Raw genomic sequence first — 26,378 nt, forward strand, 5'->3', positions numbered from 1 at the left:
AACCGATTTCACTACGCCGACCGCCTCGCCGTCTCGAAATAGTCCTCCAGCCGTCCGCGCACCGAGGCACGGGCGCGATGCAGCAGAACCCGCTGGTTGGCCGCCGATATCTCCAGGATCTCGCAAACCTCTTCGGAGGCGCAGCCCTCGACGTCACGAAGTGTTATCACGGCACGCTGCCTGGGAGGCAGTTCGGCCAGGGCCGCGGCGATCAGGCCGCGCACCTCCGAGGCGAGCACCTCACCTTCCGGGGTCGGCCAGGCGGCGGGAAAATTCTTCCAGTGCCCGGGACAGGGATCGTCCGCATCCTGGAAGCGCGCGGGATCGACGGTCGGGCTCTCCTGCTCGAAAGCGCTGCTCCACGGGATCGTGCGGTTCTCGCGCATGCCGCGCTTCTTGGCCGTGTTGACCAGGATCCGGTAGACCCAGGTCTTGACCGACGAGCGGCCCTCGAAGTCGTCGATCCCCTTGATCACCGCCAGCCAGGTGTCCTGCACGACCTCCTCCGCCGAGTCGTTGGTGGACACGTGTGAGCGGGCCAGCCACAACATCCCTCGTGACCAGGTGTCCAGCAGTGCCGCGAACATCGCTTCGTCTCCGGCGCGCAGGGCCGCGACGACGACATCGTCAGGGGGCAGCCTGCCGTCCGTGGAAGACTTCACGATCGTCTCCTCCCGATCGGGCATCGTGGACATCCGTGACGTCGGGTGCTCCACCGGTCGCTTCCGGTTCGGGGGAATCTCAGCGTTGACGGGCGACATCGCCGCTGCCGGTGCTTCGGGGTTCTCGACGTCGAGACGGCAGCCCGCGTCCCGCTGAAAGGCTGGTCGCCGTGTGCCGGGTCTCAGTCATCGTGGCGCGTCCTCCCCGCTGAAGCGCTCCCGGAGCGCAGTGGCCCGGAGATGAGAATGCCCGCCATGGCCTGGGCTGACACCTTTTCTTCCTTGGTCAGATCGCATGGGCGTTTTCATCTCCTCCCAGCATCGTTCCGAGATCGGGTCATTCGTTACGCGGACCGGCCGGATGAGACGTGGTCCCCGTCCCCCGAAGGGGGACCACGCCGGCCGCGCGCCGTTCAGCAGCCCGGGCAGCCGTCGATCAAGGTGCCGTACCAGTTCGGGTTGCCGATGAGGTTGATGTACATGTAGAGGCTGTTGTTGAAACCCCGGGCCGTGATGACGTTCGCGCCACCGCCGCGGGCGACCGCGGGGTCGGAGAGGGTGTTCCCCGCCAGGTTGGCATTCCAGGTGGGGTTGCCGTGCAGGTTCCAGTAGAACTTCAGCGTGTCGTTGGGACCGCGGGCCGCGATGACGTTCGCGGTGTTGTCGCGGGCGACGGAGGGGGCGGACACGATGCTGCCGGGGCCGGCCACCTGGGTGGTGTTCCAGGTGGGGTTGCCGTTCAGATTCCAGTAGAACATCAGCGTGTTGCCCGCGCCTTGAGCGGTGATGACGCTCGCGGTGTTGTCGCGGGCGATGGAGGGGGCGGACACGATGCTGCCGGGGCCGGCGACCTGGGTGGTGTTCCAGGTGGGGTTGCCGTGCAGGTTCCAGTAGAACATCAGCGTGCCGTTGGGCCCTTGGGCCGCGATGACCGTCGCGGTGTCGTCGCGGGCGATGGAGGGGGCGGAGACGATGCTGCCGGGGCCGGCGACCTGGGTGGTGTTCCAGGTGGGGTTGCCGTACAGGTTCCAGTAGAACATCAGCGTCCCGTTGGGACCCTGGGCCGCGATGGCGTTCGCACCGGCACCGCGGGCGATGGAGGGGGCGGACACGGTGCTGCCGGGGCCGGCGACCTGGGTGGTGTTCCAGGTGGAATTGCCGTTCAGATTCCAGTAGAACTTCAGGGTGTTGCCCGCGCCCTGCGCGGCGATGACGCTCGCGGTGCTGTCACGGGCCAGCGACGGTTCGGAGGGAGTGGTGCCCTGACCGGCCACGGCCGTCCAGTACCAGTACACGCTGCCGTTCAGGTTCCAGTAGAACCTCAGCGAGTCGTTGGGACCGCGGGCCGCGATGACCGTCGCGGTGTCGTCGCGGGCGATCGGCGGGGCGGAGGAGGTGAGACCGGGAGCGGCCGGACCGAGGCTGCCGGCCAGGCAGAGCGCGGTCACGAGGGCGAGTCTCGCCAGGCGTTTCATCACGCGTCCTTTCTGAGGTGAGCGGGCGGCGGCAGTTCGACGATGGGAGAAGCCCGCCCAGCTGAGAAGGGATGCGGAGTTATCCGTACAAGGCCGTACAGAAATATGAGGATGGCTCAGGTGCACCATTCGGGTTTCGCGGCGACTCGATGATGCGTCGAGCCGATACCCGGTGCCGCCCGCCAAGCGCCCGACGGCCGCTCAGCGGTCGATGATGTGGAGGGCCTGCGGACTCGCGCTGAGCCGCTGCGCTCCCTCGGGAATGCACACCACGACGTCGGCCACCCGCGCGCCGAACAGCTCGGGCAGGTAGATCGCCGGCTCGACGCACACCGTCGTCCCGGGAACGAACACGGTCTCGTCGCCGGGGACGAGCCACGGGCCCTCGTCCTGGCCGAGGCCGAGGCCGCGCCCGGACCGCTGCCCCGCGTAGTCGCCGTAACCGCTGCCGTCGATGACCTCCCGGGCGACCCGGTCGATCGCCGCCGCCGTCACCCCCGGCCGCAGCGCGTCGAGAGCGGCACGCTGCGCGGCGAGGACGACCGAGTACATCGCCTCGAAGTCCTCGGGCGGCTCGGCCACGGCGAACACACGAGCCACCTCCGAGCAGTAGTCGCCCCACCTGCCGCACACCGAGACCAGGAGCGCGTCACCCGGATTGATCACGCGGTCACACGGCACATGCCGGGGGACGGCGGTGTGCTCGCCAGCCGCGACGACCACCGACAGCACCTCTTCGCATTCCGTCTCGGCCATCATGGCCCGCAACCGCCGTGCCATCGCGCGCTCGGTGGTCCCGAACCACGCCAGCTCGCGGGCCGCGAGCAGGACCGCGTCCGCCGCCGAGGCCGCGCGCCCGGTCGCCGCGACCTCCGCGAGCCCCCTGCGCAGCCGGAGCGGCGCCAGCACGACCGGCGCCAGCACGAGCTCGGCCTCCACCCGCAGCGAGAACAGCTCCCACGCCCGCATCTCGGGGTCCACCCCGACACGGCGCGCGGAGGAAGGGATGAGCGCCGCCGCCTCCAGCGGGCCGGCCGCGGTGGCGGGCGGCAGGTCGGCGGCCAGGACGAGATATCCGTCGCCCTGACCGCCCAGATAGCGGAAGTCGGGGGAGGGGCGCAGCACCAGGGCGTCGATCCCCTCCTCGGCCATCCTGGCGCGCACCTCGTCGATCATGCAGGTTCGTGCAGCCAGCACGCGACGGGGCCGAACTCGGGTTCGCGCTCCCGGCACACGTCCATCGCCACCGGGCAGCGCGGGTGGAACCGGCAGCCGGGCGGCGGGGCGGCCGGATCGGGCACGTCTCCGGGCAGTTCGGCGGGGAGCACCCCGGCGCCGTCGGGCGCGGGGATCGCGCCCAGCAGCGCCCGGGTGTACGGGTGGCGGGGGTCTTCCCAGACCTCGGCGGTACGGCCGACCTCCACGATCTTCCCGAGATACATCACCGCGATCCGGTCGGCGATCAGCCGTACCACCGACAGGTCGTGACTGATGAACAGCAGCCCGGCTCCCGACCCGACGGCGAGGTCCCGCATCAGCGTGGCCACCTGCGCCTGGGCGGACGCGTCGAGCGCGGAGATGGGCTCGTCACCGATCAGCAGGGACGGCCGGGCGGCGAGCGCCCTGGCGATCGCGATCCGCTGCCGCTGGCCGCCGGAGAACTCGTGCGGGTGCCGGTCCGCGAAGTCGCGGGGCAGCCCGACCCGTTCCAGCAGGTCCGCCGGGGCGGTCGAGGTGTCGCCCGCCGTACGCAACCCGTCGGCGATCTGCGCGCCCACCCGGCGCCGGGGGTTCAGCGAGGCGTAGGGGTCCTGGAAGACCATCTGGATCCCGGCCAGCGCCCGGTTCCTGCGGCGCAGGCCGAGCGGGGTGACCGGGTGCCCGTCGAAGGTGATGGCGCCGGAGGCGGCCGGGTTGAGCCCGCACACCGCGCGGGCCAGCGTCGACTTGCCGCATCCCGACTCCCCGACGAGGCCGACGACCTCGCCCGCCGCGACGGTCAGGCTGGCTCCGGCCACGGCGCGCACCATGGGCCGACCGGGAGTCCGGTGCTCGACGACGAGGTCGTCCACGGTCAGCAGTGTCATGGGGTCTCCCCGGGCAGTGCGTCCAGCAGGGCGCGGGTGTAGGGGTGGCGCGGGTCGCGCAGTACCTGGCCGCGCGGGCCCGTCTCCACGACCAGGCCTTCCTTCATCACGCTCACCTCGTCCGCGACCGCGGACATCACGCCGAGGTCGTGGGTGACGAGCAGCACGGCCAGGCCCAGGTCGTCGCAGAGGCCGCGCAGCAGCCGCAGCACCCCCGCCTGGACGGTCACGTCGAGCGCGGTCGTGGGTTCGTCGGCGATGAGCACCTTCGGCGAGCAGGCCAGCGCGATCGCGATCGCGATGCGCTGGCGCATGCCTCCGGAGAACTGGTGGGGGTAGCGGTCGATCGCCTCCTCGGGGCCGGGGATGCGCACCTGGCCCAGCAGCTCGACGGCCCTGGCCCGCGCCTGCTTCCTGTCGAGGCCCAGGTGGTGACGCATGTGCTCGGTCAGCTGGCGGCCGACCGAGAGCATCGGGTGCAGGCTGGTCGCCGGGTCCTGGAAGACCATGGCGACCTCGCCGCCGCGCACCGTGTTGAGCTCCTTGGGGGACATGGCGAGCAGATCGCGATCCCCCAGGGTGATCCGGCCGCCGACGCGTGCCCCGTGCGGGAGCAGACCGAGTACGGCCAGGCCGGTCATCGTCTTGCCCGAGCCGCTCTCCCCGGCCAGGCCGTGCACGCGACCGGGCTGGAGGTCGAGGTCGACGCCGCGCAGGATCTCCTTGCCGCCGATGGTGACCTTCAGGTCGGAGATGGCGAGGGTCAAAGCGCACGCTCCTTGATGGCGCGGGCCGTCCGCGGGTCGAGGGCGTCGCGCAGCGTGTCGCCCAGGAAGTTGAACGCCAGGACGACGGTCAGGATGGCCAGGCCGGGGAAGGCCGCGACCCACCAGCTGTCGAACACCTCCACGCCGGAGGCGACCATCGCGCCCCACTCGGGCGACGGCGGTTTCGCGCCGAGCCCGAGGAACGACAGGCCCGACAGCAGCAGCAGCGCGGTGCCGATGTCGAGGGTCGCGAGCACCAGGACCGGCCCGGTGACGTTCGGCAGCACGTCCACCCGGAGTGAACGCCAGGCGGAGAAACCGAGCAGCCGCCCGCTCAGCACGAACTCGCGTTCCCGCACGCCCAGCACCAGGCCGCGGGTCACGCGGGCGTAGGCGGGCCAGGCGACGACGAGCACGGCGAGCACGGCGTTGGTGAGGCTCGCGCCAAGCGCGGCGGCGACGACCATGGCCAGGATCACGGTGGGGAAGGCGAAGACGAGGTCGGCGAACCGCATGATCGTCTCATCCATCCACCTGCCGAAATATCCGGCCGCGGCGCCGAGCAGGCCACCGATCAGCACCGAGAGCACGACCAGCAGCAGCGTCAGCGGGATCGACAGGCGCGCGCCGTACATCACCCTGCTGAGGATGTCCCGGCCGAGCTGGTCGGTGCCGAACCAGTGGCCCGGGCCCGGCGCGGCCAGCCGCGGCAGGTCCTGGGCGAGCGGGTCGTGCGGGGCCAGCAGCGGGGCGGCCAGCGCGATCACGATCCAGGCGAGCGCGACCACCCCGCCGATGATGGCCAGCGGCTGCCGCCAGGCTTGGGGGAGTTTCACGACAGTCTCACTCTGGGGTCGATGACGCCGTACAGCACGTCGACGATCAGGTTGATGACGAGGTAGACCCCGCCCACGACCAGTCCGACGCCCATGACGGCGGGCAGGTCGAGGGTGGTGGCGCTCTTGTAGGCGTACTGCCCGACGCCGGGCCAGGCGAAGATCGCCTCGACGAGCACGGTGCCGGACAGCAGGCTGCCGAAGGCGAGACCCGCGACCGTGATGATCGGCACCAGCGCCGAGCGCAGCACGTAGCGGAACAGGATCACCCGAGGGGGCAGGCCCTTGGCCCGCGCGGCGCGCACGTAGTCCTGGCCGAGCACCTCCAGCACCGCCGACCGGGTGAACCGGGTGAGCAGGCCGATCGTGTACAGGGCCAGTACCAGCGCGGGCGTGACCAGGTGGCCGACCGCGGAGGAGAACACGTCCCACTGTCCCGCCAGCGCGGAGTCGATCGTGTACAACCCGGTGACCTGCGGCGGCGGGCTCATGCCCGGGTCGATACGGCCGCTGCCCGGAGTGATCTGCAACCGGTAGAAGAAGACGTAGAAGGCCGTCAGCGCCAGCCAGAACGTCGGCACGGAGATGCCGATCAGGCTGATGACTCGGAGCACGTGGTCGGAGAGCCGGTCACGGCGCAGCGCCGCGATCACGCCGAAGGCCACGCCCGCCACGATGGAGATCAGAATCGCGGCGCCGGCCAGCTCAAGGGTGGCCGGTACGGCCTCCGCCAGGTCGTCGAGGACCGGGCGGTGGCTCTGCTGGCTCATCCCGAGATCGCCCTGGAGCACTCCCTGAAGGTGGAGCAGGTACTGCTGGGGGAGGGGCTTGTCCAGGCCGTGCTCGGCCCGCCACTGCGCGACGATCGCCGGGTCGCCGAGGGCCCGCTGGCCGAGGTTGGCCGAGACGGGATCGCCGGGGACCAGGTTCGTCAGGACGAAGGTGACCAGCGTGATGCCCAGGGCCAGCAGGAGCGCCGTGAGCACCCTGCGGAGCAGGAAGCGGGCCAGCGGGTTCCGGCGGCCGCCACGGCCCGGCCGGGGCCGGGCCGTGGCGGCCTTCAGGTCCTTACTTGGCACCGAGGTCGGCGACATCGACGGTCCACACCGGGTGGAACTCCAGACCGGTGACGGAGGCGGCCGTCACGATGTTCTGGCTGGGCTGGATGAGCGGGACGAACGGGCCCGAGGCGTTCAGCTTGGTCTGGATGTCGACGTAGGCCTGCTTCCTGGCCTCATCGCCGATCGTGACGGCCGCCTTGTCGCCGGCCGCCTCCAGCTCCTTGTCGGCGCCGGCCTTCCACCCGGCCCGCAGGCCGACGAGCTTGCCCGGCAGGAACGCCAGATAGTCGCTGGGGTCGGGGTAGTCGGGACCCCAGTACCACAGACCCAGCTCCTCCTTGCCGTTGCGGTAGTTGTCCAGGGCCGTGGTGACCGGCGCGGGGGCGAGCTCCACGGTGATGCCGACCTCCTTGAGGTTGGCCTGGACCCGCTCGGCGAACGGCTGGAAGGACAGGCCGTTGACGGTCAGCTCGCTGGGGTACTCCAGCTTGACCGCCGGGTTGGACAGGCCGCTCTCCTTGAGCGCCGCCTTGGCGCCCTCGACGTCGCGCTTGACGGCCTGGTCGGGCGGGAGCGCGCCGAGGAACATCGAGGGGATCACTCCGGGCGCCTGCACCGACCCCTCGCCGGCCAGCTCCAGCAGGCCCGCGTAGTCGACGCCCTTGCGCACCGCCTCGGCGAACTTGGGGTTGGAGGTGATCTTGCTGACCGAGGGGTCCTGGTTGGCGAGCAGGAAGATCACGTTGGCCGCGGGGGTCTTCTTGACCTGAAGGTTTCCCGTGATGCCGGCGACCTGGTCACCGGAGAGGTTCAGCGCGACCTGGCTGTCGCCACGTGAGATGTTGAGCTTCTGCGTCGCGGCCTCGACGTTGCGGATCACGACCTTGTCGTAGACCGGCTTGTCCTGGCCCCAGTACTTCGTGTTGGCCTTGAGCACGACCTGGCTGCTGACGTTGAACGACTCGATCGTGTACGGTCCCGAGCCCGCGGAGGCGGAGTTGAGGTACTGCTCGGCCTTGTCGCCCGTGTCCGCGGTGGCGCCGTGCTCCTTGGCGACCTTGGAGTTGAGGATGCCCAGAGCGGGGTTGGGCAGGATGTACGGCAGCGCCGGGTTGGCGTTCTTCGACGTCAGCGTGATCGTCGTGGCGTCGGTCTTGGCGACCTCCACGCCGTCGAGCAGGAAGGACGGCGTGCCCTTCATGTCGCGCACGCGGTTCAGCGAGAAGACGACGTCGTCGGCGGTGACGGGGGAGCCGTCGGAGAACGTGGCGCCCTGGCGGAGCTTGAGCGTCAACGTCTTGCCGTCGCCGGACAGCTCGAACGACTCGGCGAGGGCCGGCACCGGCTTGGTGACGTCGGACCCCTCGAACGTGAGCAGGGTCTCGTAGGCCGCCTTGCCGACGATCAGGCCGGTCTGCTCGTAGGTCCGCCCCGGATCGGCCGTCTTGAGGTCGAAGGATGTGTCGATCACGAGCGTCTTGGCGGCGGCGCCGCCCTGGGACGTCGTGGACGAACCGCCGCTGGAACAGGCGGCAAGGGCGAGGGCGCCGGTGAGCAGCACCGGCAGCAGAGCTGCCTTCGCTCCGGGGCGCCGTGAACGGATCGCCATTCTGTGTCCTCCGAAAGTGGTCCATGTGGACGTTTGGTCGCCGATCGTCCAGGATTGTCCGGCAGAAAGTCCAGCTCACGGCGTCAATCTGAGACAAAACTGATTTGAGGAGTATGGCGATGACCGAAATATCCAGAAACTCGGCTCACGAGGGCGGTCAACCTGGACGGATCGGCATCGGTCTCCAGCTCGACGCGACACACCTGAAGATCCTTGAGGTGCTGCGGGAAAACGGCAGGATCTCCGTGGCGGCCCTCGCCGAGCGCGTCGGAATCTCGCGGGCGAACGCCTACACGCGCTTCGAGGCGCTGCGCGCCGACGGCGCGATCAAGCGGTTCACCGCCGAGATCGATCACGTGCGCGCGGGCCTCGGCATCACCGCGTTGATCTTCGTGACCGTCCGGCAGCAGATGTGGCGCCAGTTTCGCGCCCAGCTCGCCCAGATGCCCGAAGTGGAGTACTGCGCGATCACGACGGGCCAGCACGACGCGATGATCCAGGTCCGCATGACCGACGTCGCCGCCGTGCACGCGCTGGTGACCGAACGCCTGGCCGGCATTCCGGCGGTCAAGGCCACCGAGACGGTCTTCATCCTGGACGAAGTGCTCAGGCGGCCCTACGTCCTGCCGAGCGACCGCGGCCCTGGCGGGCCTCCTCGGCGACCGGCCCCCGAGCCGGCCGGGGGAGAGGTTCCCCTGGGGAAGATGCGCTTCGTGGGCGCGGCCGAAGGCCGCGCCCAGCTTCAGCAGGACATCTGACCCGCCGAAGGGCGCGCCACGAGTGGCGGTCTCACCTGGTACGGCGGGCCTGCGCGGGATGGTGGCTCACCCGGTACGGCGGGCCTACGCGGGATGGTGGCTCACCCGGCACGGCGGGCCCGCGCGGGATGGTGGGCGGTCTCCCCGCCGGGGACCGCCCTCAGACGATCTCGGCGCACACGCTCACGTGCACCGTGTCGTCGCCGGCGAACTGGAATTCCTCGACCAGGCGCAGCGTGCCGTCGGGAAGGGTCTCGATGCGGCTGCCGCTGCGCCCGCCGGCGCGTTCCCCGTTCTTGAGCAGGTGGACATAGGTCAGCTCGATCCGATCGCCGTCCCGGGTGCCGACGAAGTGCCCGTGGGTCACGGTGTCACCGGTGTAGTCGCCCCAGATGACCCCGCCCGACTCCCGGTAGGCGAACTCCGTGGGCCCGTCCGGGTCCACCGCGCTCGCCGTCGAGCTGACCATGACGAACCTGCGGCCGTTGAGAAGATCGTTGTCGTTCACGCTCCGCATCGTGCCGTGTCGCCGGGCATCCGCAACCGGTGCTGGACATTTCGTTCAGTTCGGGGCTCGTGCGCGGTGATCCGTCCAGCCGGGAGTCCGCCCGGCGGGGACGGGCGAGATCCGGCGCCGCACGGGAGAACACCTGCTCCGGGCTTCCGCCGGAGCGCGGCACACCGCCCGGCCGCCGGTCATCGGCGGCGCACGCCGGTGCCAAGGCCGTGGATCACGCACCCATGAGAGACCGGCAGGCGTCCAGGCCGTGGATCTCCACGGGGACCAGGGAGACGAAGTCGTCGCGGTCGAGCCGGAGCCGCTGCTGGACGGCGCGCTCTCCGCGCGAGTTCTGCACCGAGAGACCGTCGGGCCGGTAACCGAGCTTGCGCGACACCGAGAGCGAGGCAGAATTGTGAAGGAACGCACCGGAGGTCGCCGACTCGGCGGCCAGTCCCGCGAAGGCCAGGTGCAGGACGGCGGCGCGTATCTCGGTGCCGATCCCCCTGCCCTGGTAGGCGCGGCCCAGCCATGAACCGGTCGTCACTTCGCGGGTCACGGCGAAGTCCCGCGCGGAAAGTTCTTGAACGCCGACGACGCGGCCCTCATAGACGACCATGAAATTGCAGTGCCAGTCTTCCGGCCGCCAGGCGGCGATGAGCCCAAGGTTGAAACGGACCACATTTCCCGGCAGTTCGCCGGCGGGCACGTCGGTCCACTCCACGCCGAACGGCATCGAGTCCGGGTCGTGGATGCCCTCGACGGCTCGGTCGGCGAGCTCGTCGAGATCCTCGAATGAAGGTAGCCGCAGTTCAAGACGGGGAGTCGTCAGACGGAGACCGAGAAGAGGAAAGTGTCGCATGCGAGTTGATTGTCCCGGACGGGCCGTCGTACTGGCATCTGGATTATTCGCGGCGGAGGCCGTCCGGTGGCCGGGGTCACGTCTCCGTTCTTTGACACGAACATCGATGATGACATGTTCTGAAAAATGGTGATTGCGCAATCTGGAAGCCGAAAATGTCGGTGCCGGCCGAGATGATGGAAGCGTGAGTACGACTTAAGCAATCAACGGGGCCTGAGGTTCCGTGAAACTCGGAAGGGCCCCGGAAGGGGGCATGCGATGCCGACCACGATGAGCGTGTCCGAGCTGGCGGAGGTTCTCTTCACCTCCGCGTTGCAGGCATCCGACAATCCCTCGGCGGATCAGGTGCGCATGGCCATCGAAGACCGGCTGCGCGCCTGTCATGCGGACATCGCCGACTGTGTGGCCTGCGTTGCCCAGGAGGCGGGTGACCATCCCGAGACATATGAGACCCGGATGCGCTGGGCCCTGCGCGTGGCCGAGCAGGTCGATCTGACCACCCTTGTCACGGCCTGACCGTTGCGGCCCGGCCGCCACGCCACGCGCCGGCTCCCGGCGGCTGGGCCACGGTCTCGCGGGCACCGGTCAGGCCTCGACCACGTCGGCACGGGGCTCCAGGTCGGACAGCTCCCAGGCCTTCGCGCGCACCTCGTCCGCCGACAGGTCGTCCTCCTGCCGTTCGGCGGCCTGCTCGGCTCGCACCATGATCCGGTAGCGCTTCAGCTCGCGCTGCACGTCCTCGTCGTCCCAGCCCAGCACGGGGGCGATGAGCGCGGCCACCTCGGGCGCGGCGGACAGGCCGCGGTCACGCTCCTCGATCGAGATCCGGGTACGGCGGACCAGCACGTCCTCCAGGTGCAACGCCCCTTCGTGTGAGGCCGCGTAGACCGCCTCGGCCCTGAGATAGTCCGCCGCCCCGGCGAGGGACTCTCCGAGGGCGGGGTCCGCCTCGACCAGTTGGAGGAGCTCCTCGACGGCCGAGCCGTACCGCCTGAGCAGCCGTTCGACGCGGGCGACGTCCACGCCGGCGCGCGCGGCCAGATGGCTGCGGCCGTTCCACATCGCCTCGAACCCGTCGGCTCCCAGGACGGGCAGCCGGTCGGTGACGGACGCGGGCACGGCCCCGCCGAGTTCCCGCACGGCCACGTCGACGGCGTCCTTGGCCATGATCCGGTAGGTGGTGTACTTGCCGCCGGCGACGAGGACGAGACCGGGGGCCGGGCGTGCGACGGTGTGCTCCCGGGACAGCTTGGCGGTGTCGGAGGCGTCGCCGGCCAGGAGGGGGCGCAGGCCCGCGTACACCCCTTCGATGTCCGCGCAGGTGAGCGGCGTGCTCAGCACCTCGTTCACGTGGTCGAGCAGGTAGGTGATGTCGGCCCGGCTGGCCACCGGGTCGGCCTTGCCGAGGTGCCAGTCCGTGTCGGTGGTGCCGATGATCCAGTGCCGGTCCCACGGGATGACGAAGAGCACGCTCTTCTCCGTACGGAGGATCAAACCGGTGTCGAGCGCGATCCGGTCTCGCGGGACCAGGATGTGGACGCCCTTGGACGCCCGGACCCTGAGGCCTCTCTGCGTGCCCGCCATCTGGGCGGTCTCGTCGGTCCAGACGCCGGTGGCGTTGACCACCTGGCGGGCGCGGACGACGATCTCGTGGCCGCCCTCCGCGTCGAGCACCCGGGCCCCGGTGACCCGAGTCCCCTCACGGACCAGCTCCGTCACGCGAGCCCCGGTCGCGACGGCGGCGCCGTACTGCGCGGCGGTGCGTGCCAGCATCATCGTGAACCGCGCGTCGTCGACCTGCGCGTCGTAGTACTGGATCGCGCCGACGAGGGACTCCGGGCGGAGGCCGGAGGCGACGGCCAGCGCGCCGCGCCGGCTCATCTGGCGGTGACGGGGCAGGGTGCGCGTGCCGTCGAGCATGTCGTAGAGGGTGATGCCCGCACCGACGTAGAACCGCTCCCACAGGCGGTGCCGGAGCGGGAACAGGAACGGCACCGGGCGCACCAGGTGGGGCGCGAGCCGGCTCAGCAGCAGGCCGCGCTCCTTGAGGGCCTCCCTGACCAGCCGGAAGTCGAGCTGTTCGAGATATCGCAGGCCGCCGTGGATGAGCTTGCTGGATCGGCTGGACGTGCCCGCCGCCCAGTCGCGGGCCTCCACCAGCGCGACCGAGAGGCCGCGGGACACCGCGTCAAGCGCCACCCCCGCGCCTACCACTCCGCCGCCGATGACCAGCAGGTCGAACTCGCTCTCGCTCATCCGCCGCAGCGTCTCCTCGCGGTACGACGGTCCCATCGCTACAGGTGTCAAGGTAAAGCTCCTCATTTCAAGAAAAATCATGAAGCCGGGGCCCCGGCCGTGCGGTACCGGGGCCCCGGCGGTGGACGGTCAGTCCACGTCGACCCAGTCGAGGGTGCGGTCGACCGCCTTCTTCCAGCCCGCGTAGCCGCGGGACCGCTGCTCGTCGGACCACTGCGGCTGCCAGCGCCGGTCCTCGTTCCAGTTCTGCCTGAGCTCGTCGGTCGACTTCCAGAAGCCGACGGCCATGCCGGCGGCGTAGGCCGCGCCCAGCGCGGTGGTCTCGGCCACGACCGGCTTGGACACCGGCACGCCGAGGATGTCGGCCTGGAGCTGCATGCACAGTTCGTTGGCGGTGACCCCGCCGTCCACCCGCAGCACGTCGAGGGCGACACCGGAGTCCTGCCGCATGGCCTCCACGACGTCCCGGGTCTGGTAGCAGATCGACTCCAGGGTCGCCCGGGCCAGGTGGGCGTTGGTGTTGAAGCGCGACAGCCCGACGATGGCGCCGCGGGCGTCGGAGCGCCAGTACGGGGCGAACAGCCCGGAGAAGGCGGGCACGAAGTAGACCCCGCCGTTGTCCTCGACCTGCCGGGCGAGCGTCTCGCTCTGCGCCGCGCCGGAGATGACGCCGAGCTGGTCGCGCAGCCACTGGATCGCCGAGCCGGTCACCGCGATCGAGCCCTCCAGCGCGTAGACCGGCCGGTCGGCGCCGAACTGGTAGCACACGGTGGTGAGCAGGCCGTGCTTGGACCGGACCGGCTCGTGGCCGGTGTTCAGCAGCAGGAAGTTGCCGGTGCCGTAGGTGTTCTTGGCCTCACCGGGGGAGAAGCAGACCTGTCCCACGGTCGCCGCCTGCTGGTCGCCGAGGTCGCCCGACAGGGCCACCTCACCGCGCAGCGGGCCGTCGCCTCGGGTCAGGCCGTAGAGGTCCGGATGGGAGGAGGGCCGGATGGCGGGCAGCATCCGCCGGGGGATGCCGAAGAACGACAGCAGTTCGTCGTCCCAGTCCAGGGTCTCCAGGTTCATGAGCATGGTGCGGCTGGCGTTGGTGGGGTCGGTGACGTGCACGCCGCCGTCGGTGCCGCCGGTGAGGTTCCACAGCAGCCAGGTGTCGGTGTTGCCGAAGATCGCCTCGCCGGCCTCGGCGGCCTCGCGGACCCCCTCGACGTTCTCCAGGATCCATTGGATCTTGCCGCCGGAGAAGTAGGTGGCCGGTGGCAGGCCCGCCTTGCGGCGGATGACGTCGCCCTTGCCCTCGCGTTCCAGGGCGGCGGCGATGCGGTCGGTGCGGGTGTCCTGCCAGACGATGGCGTTGTAGTAGGGCCGGCCGGTTGTCCGGTTCCACACCACGGTGGTCTCGCGCTGGTTGGTGACGCCCAGCGCGGCCAGGTCGGAGGCGACGAGGTTCGCCTTGGTCATCGCGGTCTCGATCACCGCGCGGGTGCGCTCCCAGATCTCCACCGGGTTGTGCTCGACCCAGCCGGCCTGGGGAAGGATCTGCTCGTGCTCCAGCTGGTGGCGGGCGATCTCGTTGCCGCCATGATCGAAGATCATGAAGCGGGTGCTCGTCGTTCCCTGGTCGACGGCTCCGACGAAATCAGGCATGGGGTGGTGTCTCCTTCGGACGAGTGGGGGGATTTCAGACGGCTTCGTAGGCGGTCTTCGCCGGTTCCTGCGCCGTCTCGGGCGCTTCTTCCGGCGGCAGGAACCGCCCCACGAGGAGCTGGTACAGGCCCGCGCCGAGCAGTCCGCCGATCACCGGTGCCACGATCGGCACCCAGAAGTAGAGTCCTCCGTACTGGTCTTGGAAGGCCGTCTCGTAACCCGTGAGGAACGAGGCCAGGCGCGGGCCGAAGTCGCGCGCCGGGTTGATGGCGTAGCCGGCGTTGGTTCCCCAGGCCATGCCGATGGCCACGACGAGCAGCCCGACCACGAAGGGCGCCAGGTTGGCCGCGGGCGGTGTGTTGCGCACGTCGGAGATGGCGAGGATGAGGAACAGCAGGATCGCGGTGCCGATGATCTGGTCGCGGAACGCGCCCCAGGTGCCGATGGGAAGGCTGCCATTGCCGGGCAGGGTGGAGAAGACGCCCTGGGTCTTGATGGTGAAGCCGGGGTCGGCCTTGGCGAGCACCTCGCTGTAGTTGAAGCGGACGATCAGCGCGGCCACGAACGCGCCGGCGGTCTGCGCCAGCGAGTACGGCAGCACCTTGCGCCAGGAGAAGCCCTTGAACGCCGCCAGGGCGATCGTGACCGCCGGGTTGAGATGGGCGCCGCTGACGCGAGCCGCCACGTAGACACCGAGCGTGACACCGAGACCCCATGCCCATGCGATGCTGTCGTGGTCGCCGATGCCGGCGGCGGCGACCTGGGCCACCACCCCTACCCCGAACAGGATCAGGATCAGGGTCCCGGCGAACTCGGCAGCCAACTCGCCGAGTAGCCCTTGGGCTTTCAGGCGTTCCGCCATTTCTCCTCCTCACAGTGCCATGCCGCCCTGCCGGTCCGCAGCGAGAAGCGGGCCGTCGTCGCAGGTAGGTCATCTGGTGTGGCGTTTCGCGCCTCACGGTTGCCGGGGACGCTAAGTGAGATAAAGCGGAGGGTCAACGACTGGGTGCCGACATTGTCGAACACTAGTCAGCGATGCCAAGCCGCATTATGGTCTGGGGCTATGAACCAGACCGCACAAGTCCATTTCTGTGGTGGTGTGCGTAGATCTTCGCTTCCGTCGCGCCGACATTGTCGAACGATCGCCGACGGCACTACCATCGGTCACGTGCCAGGTCCGGTTCAGTCCATCCAGCGGGGAGCAGCGATCCTGCGTCTTCTCGCACGTAGTTCAGGTCGGCTGGGCGTCGGTGAGATCGCCACCTCGCTGGGGCTCGCCCGGGGCACCGCTCACGGTCTGTTGCGGACCCTGCAACTGGTCGGCTTCGTGGAGCAGGACGAGGTGACGGGCAAATACCAGCTCGGGGCGACCCTGCTCCATCTCGGCACGAGCTACCTGGATGTCAACGAGCTCCGCTCGCGGGCGATCAACTGGGCGGACGCGCTGGCGGCGCGGAGCGGTGAGGCGGTCCGGATCGGCACCTTTCTCGACGGCCAGATCCTTGTCGTCCATCACGTCTTCCGCCCCGATGACACCTTGCAGACGCTCGACGTCGGCACGCTGCTGCCGATGCACGCCACGGCGTTGGGCAAGGTCCTGCTGGCCTACGACGTCAGCGCGACCGCCGCGCTCGGTGACGGTCCCCTGGAGGCGTTCACCCGCCGGACGATCGTCACCCCGAAAGCGCTGACGCGCGGCCTCACGAGCATTCGCGAGGTTGGTTGGGCCGTCGAGATCGAGGAGATGACTATCGGTGAGGCGAGCATCGCCGCACCGATCCGTGGTCACGGCGGCCTGGTCGTCGGCGCCATCGGGATCTCCGGTGCGGTCGAGCGGATCTGCGACACCAAAGGCCAGCCGAACGCCGCCCTGGTGACATTCGTGCGCGACGCCGCGCGTGCGGTGTCCCGGGACCTCGGCGCCTCCCGCTGGTGAAACTTCTTCCACATATGCCGAGGTGAAATGCCATGGTCATGCGCTATGTGATGTCCATCGATCAGGGCACGACATCGACGCGGTGCATCATCTTCGACCAGCGAGGGCGTCTGGTGTCGGTGACACAGCGCGAACATCGACAGCACTTCCCCCGCCCCGGATGGGTCGAGCACGACGCCGTCCAGATCTGGCGGAACCTGGAGCGCATCGCGCCGGAGGCGCTCGCCCAGGCCGGGATCGGGCTGGAACAGGTGGTGGCGATCGGCATCGCCAACCAGCGGGAGACCACCCTCCTGTGGGACCGGAAGACCGGCGTGCCCATCGGGCGGGCCATCGTGTGGCAGGACACGCGGACCGACGCGCTGGTCGACGAGTTCTCCGCCCGGCCCGAGGCGTCGATGGTGCAGAAACGCTGTGGCCTGCCGCTCGCCACCTACTTCTCCGCCCCGCGCATCCGCTGGCTGCTCGACAACACACCCGGGCTGCGTGACCGCGCCGAACGGGGCGAGGTGCTGTTCGGGACGATGGAGAGCTGGCTCATCTGGAACCTCACCGGCGGGCCCGAGGGCGGCCTGCACCTCACCGACGTCACCAACGCCAGCCGTACGCTCCTGATGGATCTGGCCTCCCTGGAGTGGGACGACGAGCTGCTGTCGTTCTTCGGCGTCCCGCGCGCGATGCTGCCGCAGATCCGGCCGTCGACCGAGACGTACGGCGTGGCCAGCCGCGTGCTGCCGGGCGTCCGCATCGCCGCCGCCCTCGGCGACCAGCAGGCGGCGCTGTTCGGCCAGACCTGCTTCGCGCCGGGCGAGGCCAAGTGCACCTACGGCACCGGCAGCTTCCTCATGCTCAACACCGGCGGCGAGCCGATCCGCTCCAGCCACGGACTGCTGACGACCGTCGGCTACCAGGTCGGCAAGGAGCCCGCGGTGTACGCCCTGGAGGGGCCGATCGCCATCACCGGCGCCCTGGTGCAGTGGTTCCGCGACGGGCTCGGCCTGATCAGCAGCGCCCCGGAGATCGAGACACTCGCCCGGACCGTGGCGGACAACGGCGGGTGCTACATCGTTCCCGCGTTCGCGGGATTGTTCGCCCCGCACTGGCGCAGCGAGGCCCGCGGCATCATCGTCGGCCTGACCTCCTACATCACCAAGGGCCATCTCGCCCGCGCCGTGCTGGAGGCCACCGCCTGGCAGACTCGCGAGGTCGTCGACGCGATGAACGCCGACTCCGGGCTCGAACTACGAACCCTCAAAGTCGACGGGGGCATGACCGCCGACAACCTTCTCATGCAGAACATCGCGGACTTCCTGGACGTCCCGGTCGTGCGCCCCATGGTGGCGGAGACCGTGTCACTCGGGGCCGCGTACGCCGCCGGGCTGGCCGTCGGCTACTGGCCGGACCTGGAGGGGCTGCGCCGCAACTGGCACCGTGCCGCCCAGTGGCTGCCGGCCATGGAACCCCAGCGCCGGGCCGAGGAGTACGACAACTGGCGCCGGGCGGTGGAACGGACGTTCGGCTGGATCAAACCGCGCGGCTGAGGACGGCTGAGGACGGGCGAGGCCCTCACGCCGGGCAAGGCCGGCGTGAGGGCCGAACATCCGCCACGCGCTGTCGCGGATCACGACGAGGCGCTCACCATCCGGCAATCCACAGGCCGAGCAGCAGGGAGCCGATGGTTCCCACCGTTGTCACGACGGCCAGCAGCCGCTGGTTGGAGTGCCAGAGCGTGGTCCACTCCCCGTCGTCACTGTGGGTGATGCTCGCCGCCGCCATGATCCAGCGCGCCGCGGCGAACCCCACCGCCGCGGCCATCGCGCCGGAGAACGGCACGGCCAGCAGCAGTGACACGAGCACCAGGTGGGGAAGGGCCGAGGGGGAGTACGTGCGCATGCCCGTCCCCATCTCGAACCCGAACTGGATGCCCCCCAGCACCCGCCCGCGGCCGAGCACGTGCTCGGGAACCAGCCGCGCGTTCTCCGGGACGGTCAGCGTGATCAGGCCCGCCTCACGAAGGAACACGACCACCGCCAGCAGGCCCAGCAGCCCGAGACGGACGAACGGGGGCAGCAGCGACTGGAGCACGCCGCCGATCGCCGAGGCGACGAGGGCGACGCTTGCCGCGCCGAGTAACAGGCCGACACCGAAGTAGGCCAGAGCACCAGAACCGCGCCAGACCGACGCGCTCAGCAGGAACGCCGAGTTGTGGCTTCAAGTGCTGCCGGAGTTGGCGTATCCGGCGTTGAGGCCGGCCCAGAGGAACAGGAGTACGGCGGGGCCCTTCACCGCCCATGGAACGGCGGCGCCCAGCACGATCGGCACCGCGAGGACCAGGGGGTGAAGGGCGAACCTGCGTAGCGCGATCACACGCGGCACATGGCGATCGTGAGGCCGGTGTAGCTGTCGCCGTCGTTCCAGCGGACGAAGGTGTTCGCGTCGGAACACCGGTAGAGGGTGCTGTACGCGGTCCAGCGCCAGGCGTTACGCCCGCTGCAGGTGGTGACGCGGCTCGAGGTGTAGCCCTCGTCGTCGTAGCCGCGCCACCCCTCGAAGTGGAATCCTCCCGAGCAGGGGTAGCTGCCCATCCGCCAGCCGCCGAAGCAGACCGCGCGCCCGTCCGACCACCAGTTGTTGTACCCCTCGCCGTACCCGCCGGGGTAGCCGTCACTGCAGTTCGACGCGGTCCACTCCGAGGTGGGGCCGGCGTTCGCGGCCCGCCGGGACAGGAACCACTCGAAGGGCACGACCGTGGCGGCGATCGCGCTGACCACCAGGCCTTTCACCAGGGTCCGCCGAGAGACGGGAGGGTTGGGGATGAGGCGGCGTACGAGGCTCGGAGTCGCGTCCGCGGGCGCGGCCTCGGTCGAGGGGATGAGGTCAAGACGCATGATTGCTCCCGGAGGACGAGAGGGCGGGGGAGAGCTCGGCGAACAGGGCCGGCAGATCGGTGTCGCCGTAGACGAACCGCCGGGCGGTGACCTGCCCGGTTCCGTCGATCGCATAGACGCATGGGGTGTATCCCTCGTAGAGGGCGGTCCACAGCTCGGGGTCGGTCAGCTTTTCCACCGGCCCGTCGAACTTCTGAGCCGAGCCCGTGTGAGAGAACACGGCGGTGAGGCGGGTCGTGGGCAGTGACGCCGATCCGGCTGCCTCCCAGACCTGATGGCAGACAGAGCAGTTGGCGTCCAGCAGCAGGACGAGCGCGCCGGTCTGCCCTTCGGCGGGCCACAGCGGCTGCGGCACGAGGCGGAGCTCGTCGTCAAGGCGGGTATTGCCCGGCTTCAGAACGGTCTGCTCCATCATCCGCAGCCGGGCGTAGACGGCACCCGCGGCGAGGATCGCGAAAACCGACAGGAGCAGGGCCAGGAGAGCGAGAGCGGTGGGAAGGCTCACGCACTCCACGCAGCCTTCAGGCCGGCCAGGACGGCCGCGGTCCTGTCGTGCTCCGCCGTGCTTCTGAGCTGAGGGGAGTCCGCCCGCTGGTGGAAGACGACCTCGATGACGGAGGTGGTGTTGGCGATGATGTAACGCCACTCGAAGGGAGTGCCGCTCACCGCCTTGGCCTGCTCGGGGCCGAGGTTCAGCGGTTCCTTCCAGATCTCCGCGTCACCCTGCGTCGCGCCCTTCCAGGAGGGGAGTTCCTCTCTCGCGCCCCGGGCATCCTTGATCATCACGGACAGGCGTTCGCTGGAGCCGATGACCATGGTGCTGAACTGCTGGAGGTTCGCCGCCGGACCGGCCGCGACCAGCCGCGCCCCCTCAGGGGAGTCGGTGAAGGACAGGTTCGACACGAGGCGGTTCAGCACGCTCTGGCGAGGTGCGGGGCCGCCGAACCAGGTGGTCGCCTCGTTGTGCGGCCCGGCCCAGACCAGGCAGCTGTTGGAACGGTCGGCCGCCTCGTACAGCACCAGGTCGAAGCCCGAGCGGCGGAAGGTCTCGACCCGGCCCCCGGGGAAGATCTTCCTCGGGATCACATGGCGCTGCCCGGCCGGGGCCAGGTCGAAGTTCCGCACCAGGGCGGGCCCGGCGAGCCGGGTGTGACCGTGCCAGGGCAGTTCGCCCGCCTCGGGAGGGAGGGAGATGTCGACCCGGGCCCCGTCGGGGGCCACGCGGGTGATCTGGGAGGGATTGGCGAGCACGGTCACGAAATCATCCCCAGTCTTGATCCACGATCGATCATTTCGACGCCTTCTTCTGCGGGAGCAAAGATCACGCCGTCCGCGACCGGTGAGGAGGCTGACGGCGCAGTCAGGCTATAGATCAAGATCCTCGATCTGTCCTCGATGCGTCCTGGTTCGCCTGGCAGGCCCGCATGCTCCGGTGCTTTCACGGCGCCAGGAGACGGTGACGCCCGGTGGGGCGGGGCGAGTGGCCGAAGCGCCGGTCGCCTGCCGGGTGCCGCGGGGACGCCTGAGCGGCGGGCCCGATCTCGACCGCCCGCGGGGCGTCAGGGAAGCACCTGGTCCGGCCGGTTACGGTCGAGTTTGGCCCGGACCTGGTCGGCGTCGGAGTGACCGAGCTGGTCGAGGATGTCCAGCGCGTGCCGCCAGCTGTGGCGGGCGGCCTCCGGCTCCTGGATGACATGGTGGATGTCGCCGAGGTGGATGAGGGTCTCGGCCTCGCCGTAGCGGTGGCCGGCCTGGCGGAACAGCTCCAGGGCGTGCTGGTAGCAGGTCACGGCCTGCCGGTGCTGGCCGAGGTGGTGGTGGGCGTAGCCCAGGCTGTGCCAGATGCTGGCCTGGCCGAGGCGGTCGCCGAGTTCCTGGAAGAGCATCAGCGCCCGCCGGCAGTAGACCAGGGCCTGCCGGTGGTCGCCGAGCAGCGTGTGGGACCAGCCGACGGAGTTCAGCGCGCGGGCCTGCCCGGCCCGGTGCCCGGCGATCTGGAACAGGTCCAGGGCCTGCTGGGCGTGGTCGAGGGCCTCGCGGTTCCGGCCCTGCCGCTCCAGCACCCCGGCCAGGTTGCCGTGCGCGGAGGCCTGGCCGACATGGTCGCCGAGCTCGCCGTACAGGCCCAGGGCGTGGTGCAGGTGGGTGTGGGCCGCCTCATGGCCGCCGAACCGCATGTGACTGCGGGCGAGATTGCGGTGGCTGTGGGCCTGAGCCCGTCGGTCGGCCAGCCGGTGGGCGGCCTCCAGGGCGGTGGCCTGCGTTGCGGCCTGGTCGTGCCAGTACCCCCGCAGGTCCAGGAAGTCCGCCAGGGACCAGGCCAGCTGCCAGGCGTGGGTGTCGAACCCGGTCGCGGCGGCCTGCGCGACCACGGCGAGCAGGACCGTGTGCTCGGCGGCGAACCAGGCCATCGCCTGCCCGCGCTCGGACAGTTCCTCGCACACCACCGCGGGCGCGGCGGGACCGGCGACCGGATCCCAGTTCGGGTTGAGCAGCGATGCGGCGGCGTGCGCGGTGTGCAGGTAGTGATCCAGCAGCCGGTGCAGCGCGGCGTGGCGGTCGGGGACGAGGTCCTGGGCGTGGGCCAGCTCCGCGGCGTAGGCGCGCAGCAGGTCGTGGAAGGCATAGCGGCCCGGCGCGTGTTCGGTGATCAGGTGGGCGCGGGCCAGCTCGGCCAGCAGCGGCCGCACCCGCGCGAGCGAGATACCGGCCAGGCTGGCGGCCGCGCCCGCGCCGACATCCGGGCCCGGATGCAGGCCCAGATGCCGGAACAACCGGGCCGCGCCGGTGCTGAGGGTGCGATAGGACCAGGAGAACACCGCCCGGACCTGGGTGCTGGGATCACCGCCGTCCAGGGCGTCCAGGCCGCCGTGCGCCGCGCCCAGCTCGGCGGCCAGCGCGGCCAGCGGAAAATGCGGATGGGCGGCGGCGCGGGCGGCCACCACCGCCAGCGCCAAAGGCAGCCGCGCGCACCGGGCGATGATCTGACCGGTCGCCTCCGGCTCGACGGCCACCCGGGCGCTGCCCAGGCGGCGGGCCAGCAGCTCGCGGGCCTCGGCGGCCGGCAGCAGGTCCAGCGCCAGCGCCTGGGCGCCCTCGACCGCGACCAGCCCGGTCAGCTGGTCGCGGCTGGTGACCACCACCAGGCAGCCCGGCGCGCCGGGCAGCAGCGGGCGCACCTGCGCGGCGTCCCGGGCGTTGTCGGCCACGATCAGGATGCGCCGGCCGGCCAGCAGGCTGCGATACAGGCCGGCCTGGGCCTGCGGGGTGGCGGGGATCTGCGTGGCGGGCACGCCGAGCGCGTCCAGGAAGGCGCGTACCGCCTCGGTGGGGGTCATCGCCGTTCCGCCGGGGTCGAAGCCGCGCAGGTTGACATACAGCTGCCCGTCGGGGAAGCGGTCGCGGACCCGGTGGGCCCAGTGCACCGCCAGCGCGCTCTTGCCCACCCCGGCGGTGCCGGACAGCACCGCGACCATCACCGCGGTGGGTTGCCGTCCGGCCGCGGTCAGCAGGCCGTCCAGCCGCTCCAGCTCACCGGCCCGGCCGGTGAAGCCGTACACGTCCAACGGCAGCAACGCCGCCACCTGCCCAGACGTCGATACCGTCCCCACCTCCGGGGCGGGCACGACCCGAGCCGTCGCCTGCCCGGACGCCGGCGCCGATACGGTCGGGTCCGAGACGGAACCGTCAGGCGGGTACGGCGAAGGCGACTCGCCCAGCTCGTACTCCGAGCGCAGAAGAGTGTCGTGCAGGCGCTGCAGGTCGGCGCCGGGGTCGAGCCCGAGCTCGTCGGCCAGGCGCTTCCGCAGGGCCCGGTAGGCGTCCAGCGCGTCGGCCAGCCTGCCCGCATCGCACAGCGCGCGCATCAGGATCCCCACCAGGGGCTCGCGGAAGGGATGCTGCTCTACCAGCGCCAGCGCCTCAACGGTGATCTGGCGGTGGCGGCCCAGGGAAAGCTCCAGCGCCAGGCATTCCTCCACGACGGCCAGCCGCCGCTCCTGCCAGGCCTCGGCCACGGTCTCGAAAGCCCGGCCGCGGATGCCGGCCAGTGCCCCGCCCCGCCACAGCGACAACGCCTCGCGAAACCCGGCGACGGCCGCGGCGGTGTCCGCACGGGCGATCTCTCGTGCCGTCGCGGCCAGGTCGGTGAAGACACGGGCATCGAGGCCGCCGTCGTCCGGGCGCAGCAGATAGCCCGCCCGCTGGGTGGTGATGAGATCGGTTGCGGCGCCCGCGGACACCAACGTCCGCCGCAGCCGGGTCACCAGGTCCTGGACCTGCCGCCGTGCCGAGGCCGGGGGCTCCTCCCAGACGACGTCGATGAGCTGGTCGACCGTGACGACGCGGTCGGCGTCGAGGAGCAGAGCCGCCAGGATGTTTTCCTGCCGCGGTCCGTACAGCGTGATCGGACGGCCGTTCACCCTCACTTCCAGCGGCCCCAGGATGCCGAACCAGACCGTGGTCATGAACGTTGCCCCCCCGAGCATCGAATGCGCGCAAAACGCATCATTTCCCGTCGGGCGCCAGTGTAGACACCACAATGATCTAGCTCTGGGGAATTGGACAAGGACGGATCGAGGATCTCGCGTGATGGCGTGACTCATGATCGAACGGCATCCGGTGGCATGGCGACCTTGGCGGAAGCCATGACGGCGATCACAATCGGGCCATGAGCGATGGTCACCCGTATGTCGGCACCCGAACCCCTCGCCGCGAGGACTCCCGGCTGCTGACCGGGAGCGGGAAGTTCGTCGGCGACGTCCGCTTGCCCGGCATGGTGCACGCGGCGATCGTCCGCAGCCCTGTCGCGCACGGGCGGGTGGCGCGACGCGCGGTCGAGGCCGCCCGCGCCGCCGACGGGGTGTTGGACGTCATCACCGCCGACGACGCGGCCACGGTCCGGCTGCCGTGCGTGTCCGTCGCGCCGGGGCAGCGCGCGACCTCCTATCCGGCGCTGGAGGAGACGATCCGTTACGCCGGCCAGCCTCTCGCCGTCGTCGTGGCGCGGACCCCGGAGGCCGCTCAGGACGCGGCCGAGCTGATCGACCTCGAGTTCGACGAGCTGCCCGCGGTGATCGGTGTGGAGGCGGCGCTCGAAAGCGGCGCCGCGCTCCTTTACCCGGACTGGGGCACCAACCTGGTCACCGACTTCGAGATCGGAGACACCGACTGCGACGAGGCCATCGCGAGGGCCGACCACGTCGTGGAGATGACCTTCCGGCTCGGCAGGGCGGCGCCGAGCCCCGTCGAGCCGCGCGGGATCGTGGCGGCCTACGCCGAGGGGACGCTGACGGTCTGGGCCGCGACCCAGGCCCCCCACCATGTGCGTGACCACGCCGCCGAAGCGCTCGGACTGTCCCATCACCGGGTGCGCGTCATCGGATGCGACGTCGGGGGAGGGTTCGGCGCCAAGGAACATCTCTATCCGGACGAGGCGCTGGTCTGCCTGGCGGCGATCCGCTCCGGCCTGCCGGTGCGCTGGATCGAGTCACGCAGCGACCACCTCGTCGCCACCCTGCCCGCGCGTGACGCCGTTCACCGGGGCCGCCTGGCGCTCGACGCGGACGGCCGCTTCGTCGCGCTGCACTGCGACATCCTCGGCGACCTGGGCGCCCATCCGTCGAACGTCGGCACCTCCCCGATCGCCGTGTCGGCCATCATGCTGCCCGGGCCGTACCGCTTCGAAAGGGCGGGCGCGCGGGTGCGCGCCGCCGTCACGACGACCACGCCCATCGGCTCCTACCGGGGATTCGGCCAGCCCGAGGTGACCTGGACGAGGGAACGGCTGATCGACGAGGCCGCGCGGCTCCTCGGCGAGGACCCCGTCGAGGTACGGCTGCGCAACATGATCGGCCCTGGTGAGCTCCCCCACACCACGCGCACCTGGCAGGCCTACGATTCGGGCGACTATCCGCACGCCCTGCGCACGCTGCGCAAACTCGTACGCCCCATGCCGTCGCGCGACGGCCGCAGGCGCGGGGTGGGTTTCTCCTGTCACGTGGAGGCCACCGGCCTGGGGCCGTCCATGCAGATGAAGGCCGCCGGCCAGATGGCCGGCGGGTTCGAGACCGCGGTCGTGCGGATGGACCTCGACGCCTCGGTCGTCGTGCACGCCGGGGTGGTCGGGATGGGGCAGGGCATCGAGACCACGCTCGCCCAGCTCGCCGCCGACGGAGTGGGTGTTCCGCTGGAACGGGTTCACGTGGTGCTCGGGGACACCTCCGCCACGCCCTACTCCTCGATCGGCTCCATAGCCAGCCGCTCCCTCGTGGTCGGCGGCGGAGCCCTGAACCGGGCCGCGGCGCTGCTCCGTGACAGGATCGTCGCCATCGCCGCCCATCAGCTGGAGGCGGCCCCGGACGACCTGGAGATCGTGGGCGACGCCGTACGGGTGAAGGGGGATCCTGCCGCGTGCAGGACCCTGCAGGAGATCGCCGCCTCGGCCTGGCGGGGCTGGGACCTGCCCGAGGGGATGTCACCGGGCCTGGAGGAGCGGGTCACCCACGATCCCAGCGCGTACACCTACGCCTACGGCGCCCACGCGGCGGCCGTGGCCGTCGACGAGGAGACCGGGGCCGTCGAGGTCGAGGGCTACTGGGTGGTGGGCGACTCCGGGGTGCTGGTCAACCCCGCCATCGTCGAAGGCCAGCTGAGAGGCGGGGTGGTCCAGGGGATCGGCATGGCGCTGACGGAGGAGATCGTCTACACCGCGGACGGGCAGCCGCTCGCGGAGTATCTCCTGCCGACGGTGCGGGAGGTTCCCGAGATCGAGATCGTCTTGATGGAGACCCCTTCCCCCATCACGCCGGGCGGGATGAAGGGAGTGGGGGAGGCGGGCACGATCGGCCCGCCCGCGGCCATCGGCAACGCGGTGGCCGCGGCCCTGCCCGAGATCGCCGGCCGGATCATCGCCACCCCGCTGACCCCGCAGGTCGTGTGGTCCTCCATCAACGGCTGAGGACAGGCCGTCTTCCCCGCCTGGGCCCGCGAGGATTCCCATCCGCCGGTCAGAGGATTCCCGCCCGCAGGCCGAAG

24 protein-coding genes are annotated in these 26,378 nt (G+C 70.5%); 5 read left to right on the forward strand and 19 right to left on the reverse strand.

Annotated elements, in window-relative coordinates:
* Window positions 1–11: 11 nt before the first annotated feature.
* From ACFY2X_RS06325 to ACFY2X_RS06360, 8 genes are all read right to left on the reverse strand, one after another.
* A complete protein-coding gene (locus ACFY2X_RS06325; protein WP_389933125.1) occupies window positions 12–662 on the reverse strand; it encodes an RNA polymerase sigma factor in 651 nt (216 codons plus the stop codon).
* A gap of 413 nt (window positions 663–1,075) precedes the next feature.
* The gene (locus tag ACFY2X_RS06330) at window positions 1,076–2,137 is read right to left on the reverse strand and encodes a hypothetical protein (protein ID WP_389933126.1); all 1,062 of its coding nucleotides are present in this window, start codon (window positions 2,135–2,137) and stop codon (window positions 1,076–1,078) included.
* Between the two features lie 201 nt (window positions 2,138–2,338).
* Entirely contained in the window at window positions 2,339–3,313 is a 975-nt protein-coding gene (locus ACFY2X_RS06335; RefSeq protein ID WP_389933129.1) for a M24 family metallopeptidase, read from the reverse strand.
* Window positions 3,310–4,224: an ABC transporter ATP-binding protein gene (locus ACFY2X_RS06340; protein WP_389933132.1), complete on the reverse strand. Its 915-nt coding sequence runs from the start codon at window positions 4,222–4,224 to the stop codon at window positions 3,310–3,312. The genes ACFY2X_RS06335 and ACFY2X_RS06340 overlap by 4 nt, the downstream gene beginning before the upstream one ends.
* Window positions 4,221–4,991, reverse strand: coding sequence for an ABC transporter ATP-binding protein (locus ACFY2X_RS06345; RefSeq protein ID WP_389933135.1), 771 nt, complete (start codon window positions 4,989–4,991; stop codon window positions 4,221–4,223). The genes ACFY2X_RS06340 and ACFY2X_RS06345 overlap by 4 nt, the downstream gene beginning before the upstream one ends.
* Window positions 4,988–5,827 carry an ABC transporter permease gene (locus tag ACFY2X_RS06350; protein WP_389933139.1) on the reverse strand — a complete coding sequence of 280 codons (840 nt, stop codon included), beginning with the start codon at window positions 5,825–5,827 and terminating at the stop codon, window positions 4,988–4,990. The genes ACFY2X_RS06345 and ACFY2X_RS06350 overlap by 4 nt, the downstream gene beginning before the upstream one ends.
* Entirely contained in the window at window positions 5,824–6,921 is a 1,098-nt protein-coding gene (locus ACFY2X_RS06355) for an ABC transporter permease (protein ID WP_389933141.1), read from the reverse strand. The genes ACFY2X_RS06350 and ACFY2X_RS06355 overlap by 4 nt, the downstream gene beginning before the upstream one ends.
* Complete coding sequence (locus ACFY2X_RS06360) at window positions 6,896–8,497, reverse strand: ABC transporter substrate-binding protein (protein ID WP_389933144.1); 1,602 nt, start codon at window positions 8,495–8,497, stop codon at window positions 6,896–6,898. The genes ACFY2X_RS06355 and ACFY2X_RS06360 overlap by 26 nt, the downstream gene beginning before the upstream one ends.
* A 119-nt stretch (window positions 8,498–8,616) precedes the next feature.
* On the opposite strand from ACFY2X_RS06360, the gene ACFY2X_RS06365 reads away from it, so the two are divergent.
* Window positions 8,617–9,255 (forward strand): Lrp/AsnC family transcriptional regulator, encoded by a 639-nt coding sequence (locus ACFY2X_RS06365; RefSeq protein ID WP_389933147.1) that lies wholly within the window; start codon window positions 8,617–8,619, stop codon window positions 9,253–9,255.
* Between the two features lie 160 nt (window positions 9,256–9,415).
* Here the strand turns inward: ACFY2X_RS06365 and ACFY2X_RS06370 are convergent, their stop codons facing one another.
* A complete protein-coding gene (locus ACFY2X_RS06370) occupies window positions 9,416–9,763 on the reverse strand; it encodes a hypothetical protein (RefSeq protein ID WP_389933150.1) in 348 nt (115 codons plus the stop codon).
* Between the two features lie 223 nt (window positions 9,764–9,986).
* Window positions 9,987–10,616: a GNAT family N-acetyltransferase gene (locus tag ACFY2X_RS06375; RefSeq protein WP_389933153.1), complete on the reverse strand. Its 630-nt coding sequence runs from the start codon at window positions 10,614–10,616 to the stop codon at window positions 9,987–9,989.
* 258 nt (window positions 10,617–10,874) lie between these two features.
* Here ACFY2X_RS06375 and ACFY2X_RS06380 point away from each other — a divergent pair, with 258 nt between their 5' ends.
* The gene (locus tag ACFY2X_RS06380) at window positions 10,875–11,132 is read left to right on the forward strand and encodes a hypothetical protein (RefSeq protein WP_389933155.1); all 258 of its coding nucleotides are present in this window, start codon (window positions 10,875–10,877) and stop codon (window positions 11,130–11,132) included.
* A gap of 69 nt (window positions 11,133–11,201) precedes the next feature.
* Here the strand turns inward: ACFY2X_RS06380 and ACFY2X_RS06385 are convergent, their stop codons facing one another.
* The 3 genes from ACFY2X_RS06385 to ACFY2X_RS06395 form a co-directional block, all read right to left on the reverse strand.
* A complete protein-coding gene (locus ACFY2X_RS06385) occupies window positions 11,202–12,908 on the reverse strand; it encodes a glycerol-3-phosphate dehydrogenase/oxidase (protein ID WP_389933692.1) in 1,707 nt (568 codons plus the stop codon).
* A gap of 93 nt (window positions 12,909–13,001) precedes the next feature.
* Window positions 13,002–14,519 carry a glycerol kinase GlpK gene (gene glpK / locus ACFY2X_RS06390; protein WP_389933157.1) on the reverse strand — a complete coding sequence of 506 codons (1,518 nt, stop codon included), beginning with the start codon at window positions 14,517–14,519 and terminating at the stop codon, window positions 13,002–13,004.
* Between the two features lie 34 nt (window positions 14,520–14,553).
* The gene (locus tag ACFY2X_RS06395; RefSeq protein WP_389933160.1) at window positions 14,554–15,381 is read right to left on the reverse strand and encodes an MIP/aquaporin family protein; all 828 of its coding nucleotides are present in this window, start codon (window positions 15,379–15,381) and stop codon (window positions 14,554–14,556) included.
* 306 nt (window positions 15,382–15,687) lie between these two features.
* Here ACFY2X_RS06395 and ACFY2X_RS06400 point away from each other — a divergent pair, with 306 nt between their 5' ends.
* Both ACFY2X_RS06400 and glpK (ACFY2X_RS06405) read left to right on the forward strand, forming a co-directional pair.
* Window positions 15,688–16,455 carry an IclR family transcriptional regulator gene (locus ACFY2X_RS06400; RefSeq protein ID WP_389933162.1) on the forward strand — a complete coding sequence of 256 codons (768 nt, stop codon included), beginning with the start codon at window positions 15,688–15,690 and terminating at the stop codon, window positions 16,453–16,455.
* Window positions 16,456–16,487: 32 nt separating this feature from the next.
* Window positions 16,488–17,996, forward strand: coding sequence for a glycerol kinase GlpK (gene glpK / locus ACFY2X_RS06405; protein WP_389933165.1), 1,509 nt, complete (start codon window positions 16,488–16,490; stop codon window positions 17,994–17,996).
* Between the two features lie 94 nt (window positions 17,997–18,090).
* Here glpK (ACFY2X_RS06405) and ACFY2X_RS06410 read toward each other — a convergent pair whose 3' ends face one another.
* The 6 genes from ACFY2X_RS06410 to ACFY2X_RS06435 form a co-directional block, all read right to left on the reverse strand.
* Window positions 18,091–18,540 (reverse strand): hypothetical protein, encoded by a 450-nt coding sequence (locus ACFY2X_RS06410; protein ID WP_389933168.1) that lies wholly within the window; start codon window positions 18,538–18,540, stop codon window positions 18,091–18,093.
* Between the two features lie 126 nt (window positions 18,541–18,666).
* Complete coding sequence (locus ACFY2X_RS06415) at window positions 18,667–18,831, reverse strand: hypothetical protein (protein ID WP_389933170.1); 165 nt, start codon at window positions 18,829–18,831, stop codon at window positions 18,667–18,669.
* The gene (locus tag ACFY2X_RS06420) at window positions 18,819–19,343 is read right to left on the reverse strand and encodes a hypothetical protein (protein ID WP_389933172.1); all 525 of its coding nucleotides are present in this window, start codon (window positions 19,341–19,343) and stop codon (window positions 18,819–18,821) included. Before ACFY2X_RS06420 ends, ACFY2X_RS06415 begins: the two co-directional genes overlap by 13 nt.
* Window positions 19,333–19,848 (reverse strand): hypothetical protein, encoded by a 516-nt coding sequence (locus tag ACFY2X_RS06425; protein ID WP_389933175.1) that lies wholly within the window; start codon window positions 19,846–19,848, stop codon window positions 19,333–19,335. Before ACFY2X_RS06425 ends, ACFY2X_RS06420 begins: the two co-directional genes overlap by 11 nt.
* A complete protein-coding gene (locus ACFY2X_RS06430) occupies window positions 19,845–20,600 on the reverse strand; it encodes a hypothetical protein (RefSeq protein WP_389933178.1) in 756 nt (251 codons plus the stop codon). The genes ACFY2X_RS06425 and ACFY2X_RS06430 overlap by 4 nt, the downstream gene beginning before the upstream one ends.
* A 302-nt stretch (window positions 20,601–20,902) precedes the next feature.
* The gene (locus ACFY2X_RS06435) at window positions 20,903–23,809 is read right to left on the reverse strand and encodes a BTAD domain-containing putative transcriptional regulator (RefSeq protein ID WP_389933181.1); all 2,907 of its coding nucleotides are present in this window, start codon (window positions 23,807–23,809) and stop codon (window positions 20,903–20,905) included.
* A 203-nt stretch (window positions 23,810–24,012) separates the two neighbouring features.
* Between ACFY2X_RS06435 and ACFY2X_RS06440 the strand changes: the two genes are divergently transcribed.
* Window positions 24,013–26,301: a xanthine dehydrogenase family protein molybdopterin-binding subunit gene (locus ACFY2X_RS06440; protein WP_389933184.1), complete on the forward strand. Its 2,289-nt coding sequence runs from the start codon at window positions 24,013–24,015 to the stop codon at window positions 26,299–26,301.
* The last annotated feature ends 77 nt before the right edge of the window (window positions 26,302–26,378 follow it).

Origin of the sequence: Streptosporangium sp. NPDC000396 (genome assembly GCF_042898655.1) — a bacterium.
In the GTDB taxonomy this organism is placed as follows: domain Bacteria; phylum Actinomycetota; class Actinomycetes; order Streptosporangiales; family Streptosporangiaceae; genus Streptosporangium.

Bases quoted from the DNA above. Each gene is read 5' to 3' on its own strand.
- ACFY2X_RS06380 (WP_389933155.1), top strand. From the start codon at position 10,875: ATGCCGACCACGATGAGCGTGTCCGAGCTGGCGGAGGTTCTCTTCACC.
- ACFY2X_RS06440 (WP_389933184.1), top strand. From the start codon at position 24,013: ATGAGCGATGGTCACCCGTATGTCGGCACCCGAACCCCTCGCCGCGAG.
- ACFY2X_RS06435 (WP_389933181.1), bottom strand. From the start codon at position 23,809: ATGACCACGGTCTGGTTCGGCATCCTGGGGCCGCTGGAAGTGAGGGTG.
- ACFY2X_RS06395 (WP_389933160.1), bottom strand. From the start codon at position 15,381: ATGGCGGAACGCCTGAAAGCCCAAGGGCTACTCGGCGAGTTGGCTGCC.
- ACFY2X_RS06365 (WP_389933147.1), top strand. From the start codon at position 8,617: ATGACCGAAATATCCAGAAACTCGGCTCACGAGGGCGGTCAACCTGGA.
- ACFY2X_RS06360 (WP_389933144.1), bottom strand. From the start codon at position 8,497: ATGGCGATCCGTTCACGGCGCCCCGGAGCGAAGGCAGCTCTGCTGCCG.
- ACFY2X_RS06385 (WP_389933692.1), bottom strand. From the start codon at position 12,908: ATGGGACCGTCGTACCGCGAGGAGACGCTGCGGCGGATGAGCGAGAGC.
- ACFY2X_RS06420 (WP_389933172.1), bottom strand. From the start codon at position 19,343: ATGCGTCTTGACCTCATCCCCTCGACCGAGGCCGCGCCCGCGGACGCG.
- ACFY2X_RS06355 (WP_389933141.1), bottom strand. From the start codon at position 6,921: ATGTCGCCGACCTCGGTGCCAAGTAAGGACCTGAAGGCCGCCACGGCC.
- glpK (WP_389933165.1), top strand. From the start codon at position 16,488: ATGGTCATGCGCTATGTGATGTCCATCGATCAGGGCACGACATCGACG.
- ACFY2X_RS06335 (WP_389933129.1), bottom strand. From the start codon at position 3,313: ATGATCGACGAGGTGCGCGCCAGGATGGCCGAGGAGGGGATCGACGCC.
- glpK (WP_389933157.1), bottom strand. From the start codon at position 14,519: ATGCCTGATTTCGTCGGAGCCGTCGACCAGGGAACGACGAGCACCCGC.
- ACFY2X_RS06330 (WP_389933126.1), bottom strand. From the start codon at position 2,137: ATGAAACGCCTGGCGAGACTCGCCCTCGTGACCGCGCTCTGCCTGGCC.
- ACFY2X_RS06375 (WP_389933153.1), bottom strand. From the start codon at position 10,616: ATGCGACACTTTCCTCTTCTCGGTCTCCGTCTGACGACTCCCCGTCTT.
- ACFY2X_RS06340 (WP_389933132.1), bottom strand. From the start codon at position 4,224: ATGACACTGCTGACCGTGGACGACCTCGTCGTCGAGCACCGGACTCCC.